Annotated in this window: 1 protein-coding gene; it reads right to left on the bottom strand. The window is 65.4% G+C overall.

The genetic code is table 11. The features are described from left to right. Positions 1–7364: amino acid adenylation domain-containing protein (locus ACE04F_RS01975; RefSeq protein ID WP_486104386.1), on the bottom strand; the 7364-nt coding region annotated here is incomplete at both ends.

Genomic DNA, 7364 nt, shown 5'->3' on the forward strand with positions numbered 1-7364 from the left:
GCCGCCGGCCTTGAGCACCGCCAGCAAGGCGATCAGCAACTGCTCGGAACGCGGCATCGCCACGCCCACCCGCACCTCTGGGCCGACGCCCAGTTCGATGAGCTTGTGGGCCAGGCGATTGGCCCGGCCGTCGAGTTCGCTGTAGCTCAGGCGTGTGTTGGCAAAAGTCACTGCCAGGGCATCCGGCGAAGCGTCGGCCTGGCGGGCAATCAGCTGGTGAACACAAACGTCCTGTTCGAACGGCGCATCGACCGGGTTCCAGTCATGGGTCAAACGCTGATGCTCATCGAATTCCAGCATCGACAGTTCACCGAGGCAGCGCTCGCCATTAGCGCTCATCTGCCCAAGCAACTGAGCCAGATGCGCCGCCAGCCGCTCAACCGTAGCGGCCGAGAAGCTCGCCCGTTGATAACTCATGTGCACCGACAATTGCCGCTCCAACCCCACCAGCAGCGTCAACGGATAGTTGGTCTGCTCCTGAGTCACCGGCGAGCCAAAACGCAAACCGTCCGGCGCGCCCTGCTCCAACGCCTGGGCGATCGGATAGTTTTCGAACACCAGCAGGCTGTCGAACAGCGCGTCACCGCCCTGCCCGGCCCAGCGCTGGATATCCAGCAACGCGGTGTGTTCGAACTCGCGCAAGGCCAGGTTCTGCGCCTGCACCGCTTGCAGCCAGCTGGCTAAGGTCTGCTCGGCCCGAGGGCTGGCGATCACCGGCAAGGTGTTGATGAACAGCCCGATCTGCTGCTCGATGCCGGGCAAATCCGCCGGACGCCCGGCCACGGTCGCGCCGAAAGCCACGGTGGCCTGGCCGGTGTAGCGCTGCAACAGCAGCAACCAGGCCGCTTGCACCAGCGTGTTGACGGTGACTTTCGAGGCGCGGGCGAAGGCTTCCAGACGGCGGGTCAACGCTTCGTCCAGCACGTGGACGTGATCGCCGTAACCGCTGCCCATGTCGGCCGGTTTGGCCACCGCATCGGCCAATCGTGTTGGCGCCTCCAGCTGTTGCAGCGCCGGTTTCCAGAACGCTTCGCTGGCCGCCGCGTCCTGGCGTTGCAGCCAGGCGATGTAGTCGCGGTAGCGGCTGCCGGACACGGCGACGGGTTGACCGCTGTAGCGTTGCAGCACTTCGCCGAGGAGCTGCGAATTGCTCCAGCCGTCCATGAGGATGTGGTGGTGGCTGTAGATCAGGTGATAACGCTGCTCGTCGAGGCGCACGATCATCAGGCGTATCAGCGCCGACGCGCTCAGGTCCAGTTGCTCGCGTTCGGCATCGGCCAGGGCCTGCAAGGCCTGGTCAGGCAACGGATCGCCGCGCAGATCCTGCACGCTGTAAGGCAGCTCCAGGTATTTGCTGACCACCTGCACCGGCGCCGGCAAATCCCCTTGCCAGACGAACCGCGTGCGCAGGATATCGTGGGCATCCACCGCCGCTTGCCAGGCCTGGCGGAAACGCTGCGGCTCCAGCCCTTCCACATCCAGGCGCAACTGGTTGATGTAGTCGCCGGTGGCTTCGCCATACACGCCGTGGAACAGCATGCCTTGCTGCATCGGCGACAACGGATACAGGTCGACGATCTGCGCCGTCGGCAGCGGCAGCCCGTCCAGTTGTTGCTGGCTCAGGCTCGCCAGCGGGAAGTCCGATGGCGTCACGCCGTGATGTCCGCTCTGGCAGCAATGCTCGATGAGCCGCTGCAACTCAAGCGCATACTCGTCGGCCAAGGCCTGGATGGTCGCCTGGTTGAACTGCTCGCGGCTGAAGGTCCAGCCCAGGTTCAGTTCGCCATTGAACACCTGGCCGTTCAACGCCAGCACATTCGACAACGGTGCTTCAGCGTCCAGCTCATCGCCGGCCGCTTCGTTGGCCGGCACGAACAAGGCGCCGTCGGCTGCGTCGAAGCTGGTGTCGAACTGGCCCAGATAGTTGAAGGTCAGGCCTGGCGTCGGCAGCCGCGCCAGAATCGACCGCGTGGCGTCATCCGCCAGATGCGCCAGGGCACCAAAACCGAGGCCTTTGTCGGGAATCGCCCGCAGCTGCTCCTTGATCTGCTTGAGGCTATCTCCAAGGTCGGCCTGCGGCGTGAGTCGGGCCGGGTAGAGGCTGGTAAACCAGCCGACGGTGCGGGTCAGGTCGACATCGTCGAACAGCGCTTCGCGGCCGTGGCCTTCGAGTTGGACCAGCGCGCTGTCGGTGCCGGTCCAGCGCACCATGACCCGCGCCAGGGCCGTCAGCAGCAAATCGTTGACCTGGGTGCGATAGGCCTTGGGCGCGTCTTGCAGCAGTTGTCGGGTCAGTGCGGCGTTCAGTCGCGTACGCACGGTCAGCGCGAGGCGGTTCTGCTGGCCGCCTTGTGGATTATCCATCGGCAAGCGCGCATCGATGCCTTCGAGCTGGGCCTGCCAGAAGGCCAGTTGCTGCTGCAGCGCCGGGTTGCGGGCATGGTCTTGCAGGCGCTCGGCCCAGACCTGCGCCGAGGTGGTTTTGTCCGGTAGCTGCAACGCTGCGCCGCTGGACAGCTGTCGGTAGGCCCATTGCAGATCCTCGAACAGAATGCGCCACGACACGCCATCGACCACCAGGTGATGCACCGCCAACAATAGACGTTGGCTGCCATCGCCCAAGGTCGCCAGCACCGCCCGCAGCAGCGGCCCGTCTTGCAGATCGAGGCTGCGCTGGGCTTCGTTGGCGATGCTTTGCAAGGCCGAGGCGTCAGGCGCGTCGACGGTCCAGAGCAGGTCTTCGCAGTGAACGTGCGCAGGACGGTAAGCCGCCTTCCAGCCTTCGCCCTGCTCCGTGAAGCTCAAGCGCAGGCCATCGTGATGCAACACCAGAGCGCTCAGCGCCTGGTTCAGAGTCGATGCCTTCAGAGGCTCGGTCGGCTTGAGCAGCACCGCCTGGTTCCAGTGATGACGTTGCGGTATCGCTTGCTCGAAGAACAAGCGTTGCACTGGCAGCAGCGCCAGCTCACCCGTCACCGGGCCCTGATCGATGACTTGCGCGGCTTCGCCCTGGCGGGCCACGGTCGCCAGCATCTCTAGCGTCTGGTGCTGGAACAGGTCCTTGGGCGTCAAGTGAATCCCGGCCTGACGGGCGCGGCTGACCACCTGGATCGAGACGATGGAATCGCCGCCCAGTTCGAAGAAGTTATCCCGCAGGCCCACCCGCTCAAGCTTGAGCACGTCCTGCCAGATCGCCGCGAGTTGCTGCTCCAGCGCGCTGCGCGGCGCCCTGTAGCTTTGCTGCAATTGGCTGGCGTCGGGCTTGGGCAGGTTCTTGCGATCGAGCTTGCCGTTGGGGGTCAGCGGCAGCCGTTCGAGCAACAGCAGATAGGCCGGGACCATGTGCGCCGGCAAGGTCGCCTTGAGTTGTTCGCGCAGATTCTCTGCGAAGTCATCCGGCACCCATTGATCAGCCACGACGTAGCCCACCAGGCGCTTGCCGTTGCCGGCAGCCCCCTCCTGGGCTACGACCACCGCTTCGCGCACGCCGTCGAGGGCTTGCAGGCTGGCTTCGATTTCCCCCAGCTCGATGCGGAAACCGCGGATCTTCACCTGGTTGTCGATACGGTCGAGGTAATCGAAGGTGCCGTCGGCGCGCTGGCGTACCAGGTCGCCGGTACGGTAGAGCAAGCCGCCGGCGCTGAACGGGTCGGCGACAAAACGCTCGGCGGTCAGCCCCGGACGGTTCAGGTAACCCCGGGCCAGGCCGGTGCCGCCCAGGTACAGCTCACCGGGCATGCCCTGGGGCAGCAGGTTCAGGTCGGCATCGAGCACGTAGGCACTGCGGTCGCCGATGCGGCTGCCAATCGGCGCGTAGGCCGCGCCACAAGCCACCTCGCAGCCGGCCTTCCAGATCAAAGGCGTGACCACGGTTTCGGTCGGGCCGTAGCCGTTGATGATGTACTCAGGCTGCAAGGCGCGCTTGACCCGTTCGAAGCTGGCGTTGGCCACCGCGTCACCGCCGAAGCAGTAGATGCGCACTTTCGGCGGGTTGCCTTCACGCTCGGCGTGCTCGGCCAGTTGTTGCAGGTACACCGGCGGGAACGCGACCACCGTCACGCCGTGCTCGCGCATGGCGTTGTAGGTTTGTTCCGGGGTCCACAGGCTGTCATCGCGAACCAGCAGCGAGGCGCCGTGGATCAGGCTGGTGAGCCAGCGCTCGTGGGCCCCGTCGAAAGCGAACGACATGAAATGGAATTCACAATCGCTGTCGCGCATTTCATAGCGCTCGCCGATGGCCTGGCAGTGCATCGCCAGCGGACCGTGGGCCACGCTGACGCCCTTGGGGTTGCCGGTGGAGCCGGAGGTGTAGATGACGTAGGCGAGGTTCTGCGGATCGAGTCGCACCTGCGGCGCACTGACCGGCAGCTCGCGCAGATCGACCCGATCCAGCTCCAGCAGCGGCAGCGATCCGGCCACTGGCAATTGCGCCGCCACCGGCGAGTCACTGATCAACAAAGCCAGGCCGGCGTCTTCCATCAGGTAGGCCAGGCGTTCCCGGGGATAGCTGATGTCCAACGGCACGTAGGCGCCGCCGGCCTTGAGCACCGCCAGCAACGCGACGATCACGCTTTCGCTGCGCGGCAGGGCCACGCCGACGCGGGTTTCGGCGCCGACACCACGGGCGATCAAGGCATGGGCCAACTGGTTCGCGCGTTGGTCGATCTCGCCGTAGCTGAAGTGCCGGTCATTGAAGATTACTGCCGTGCGCTGCGGGCGCTCGGTCGCCAACGCGGCGATCCGCTGATGCACGGCGATGTCCACCGGATACGGCTGCGGGTGGTTGTCGGCCTGTTGCCGCGCGTGTTCCGCAACGCTGGCCAAGGCGATTTCGCCCAGGCTGCGTTCGGCGTCCTGGCTGAATTGCTCAAGCAGGTGCAGCAGGTGAGCACTGATCTGATTGATGACCTCGTCGGCGAACTGTCGACGCTCGTAGCTGTAATGCAGCGCCAGTTGTTCACCGAGGGTGACCGCCACGCTCAGGGCATAGTGGGTCTGCTCCAGATTGGCCACGTCGACAAAGGTGACGTCGCTGTCGGTGCCCTGCTGCAAGGCTTGGGCGATCGGGTAGTTCTCGAACACCAGGAGGTTGTCGAACAACGCCTCCCCGCCCTGCCCGGCCCAACGCTGGATGTCCGCCAACGGCGTGTGCTCGAAATCCCGCAGGCTCAGGTTCTGCGTCTGCACCGCTTGCAGCCACTGGCCGACGGTCTGGTCGGGGCGCGGCGTGCCGATCACCGGCAGGGTGTTGATGAACAGTCCGACCTGCTGTTCGATGCCGGGCAGATCCGCCGGCCGCCCGGCCACGGTCGCGCCAAATGCCACGGTCTGGTGCCCGGTATAGCGTTGCAGCAACAGCAGCCACGCCGCTTGCACCAGCGTGTTGACGGTGACTTTCTGCCGACGGGCGAAGGTCTCCAGCGCCTTCGTGCGTGGCGCATCCAGCGTCAGGAAGTGATCGCCATGGCCGCTCTGGCCAGCATCACCCAAAGCCGCGCGGGCGAGCCGGGTCGGTTCTTGCAGCGCGGCCAGTTGCTCGCTCCAGAAGTCCTGGCTGAGCTGGCCATCCTGGCGTTGCAGCCAGGCGATGTAATCGCGATAACGTCCGGCGGTGCGGCCCGGCGCGTGGCCGTTGTAGCGCTGCATGACCTCGCCGAGCAACTGCGAATTGCTCCAGCCGTCCATCAGGATGTGGTGATGGGTGTAGATCAGATGCCACTGCTCGGCGCCGGTCTGCACCAGCACCAGGCGCAACAGCGGCGCCTGGCTCAGATCGAAACCTTGCGCGCGTTCGGCGTCAGCCAGGGCGGCAAGGGCCTGGGCTTGGGTCTCGCTCTGCTCGGTACGCTCGCGCCAGTCGAGCACCGTGAACGGCAACTGCAGCTGCTTGTGGACAATCTGCAGCGGCTGCGGCAATTGGCCCTGCCAGACGAAGCCGCTGCGCAGGATATCTTGCGCGGCGACGGTGGCCTGCCACGCCGCACGGAATCGCTCGGCGTCCAGGCCTTGCACGTCCACCCGCAGCTGGTTGACGTATTCGCCCGCCGCCTGCTCGTACAGCGTGTGGAACAACAGGCCCTGCTGCATCGGTGACAGCGGGTAGATATCGTCGAGTTGGCCAGCCGCCACCGGCAGATGGTCGAGCTGCGCCTGGCTGATTTGCGCCAGCGGGAAGTCCGACGGCGTCGCTTGCGGCGTCGCCAGACTGACGCAATGTCGAATCAGCGCCTTGAGCTCGAGGGCGTATCGATCGGCCAGTTGCTGCACGGTCGCGCTGTCGAACATTTCACGGCTGAACCCCCAGCTCAGCGCCAGCTCGCCGCCATGCACCTGGCCTTCCACGGTCAGCCAGTTGGCCAGCGGCGCGGTCGGGTCCTGGGCGACGCCACTGCTTTCGCCGGATGGCAGCAACAGCGCCGTTTCGTCGAACTGACGGTCGAACTGGCCGAGGTAATTGAAGGTGATGCGCGGTTGCGCCAGACCGGCCAATGTCGCTTGTACCGAAGGCGCCGCCAGGTGCCGCAGCACGCCATACCCCAGGCCTTTGTCCGGCACGCCGCGCAGTTGCTCCTTGACGGTCTTGATCGAACCGTCGAGGTCGTCGGCAACGGTGAGCTTCACCGGGAACAGGCTGGTCAGCCAACCGACCGTGCGGGTCAGGTCGATGTCGTCGAACAGTTCTTCGCGGCCATGGCCTTCCAGTTCCACCAGCGTGTCCGACTGCCCACTCCAGTGGCTGATGGTGCGGGCCAGCGCGGTCAGCAACAGGTCGTTGACCTGGGTGCGATAGGCCGCTGGGGCCTGTTGCAGCAACTGCCGGGTCAGCTCGGTGTCCAGGCGCCATTCGATCTTCGCGCCGTGGGTATTTTGCAGGCTGCCTTGCGGACGATCACAAGGAATGTTCGCCGCGCCCTGGTGCTGGGCTTGCCAATAAGCCAACTGATCGTCGAAGCGCGACGCTTCGGCGCTCAACCGCGCGGTCCAGCTCTGGAACGCGCTGGTCTTGGCCGGCAACGTGACCGCGCCGCCCGCCGCCAGTTGTTCGTAGGCTTGCTGCAAGTCTTCCAGCAACACGCGCCACGACACACCGTCCACTACCAGGTGATGAATGATCAACGCCAGCCGCTGGCTCCCGTCGGCCAGGTTCACCAGCATGGCGCGCAGCAGCGGACCGTCCTGCAGGTTCAGGCTGCGTTGCGCCTCGTCGCAGAGTGCATTGAGGTCTTCGACGGATCGGGCATCGCGTTGCCAAAGATCGGCGTTTTGCACAAGCGGCCCGTGGCCCTGCCGCCAACCGTCGGCGTCTTCGACAAAGCGCAAACGCAAGGCGTCGTGGTGGTTGATGACGCAGCTCAGCGCCGCGG

Source organism: Pseudomonas sp. AGC41, from assembly GCF_057334555.1.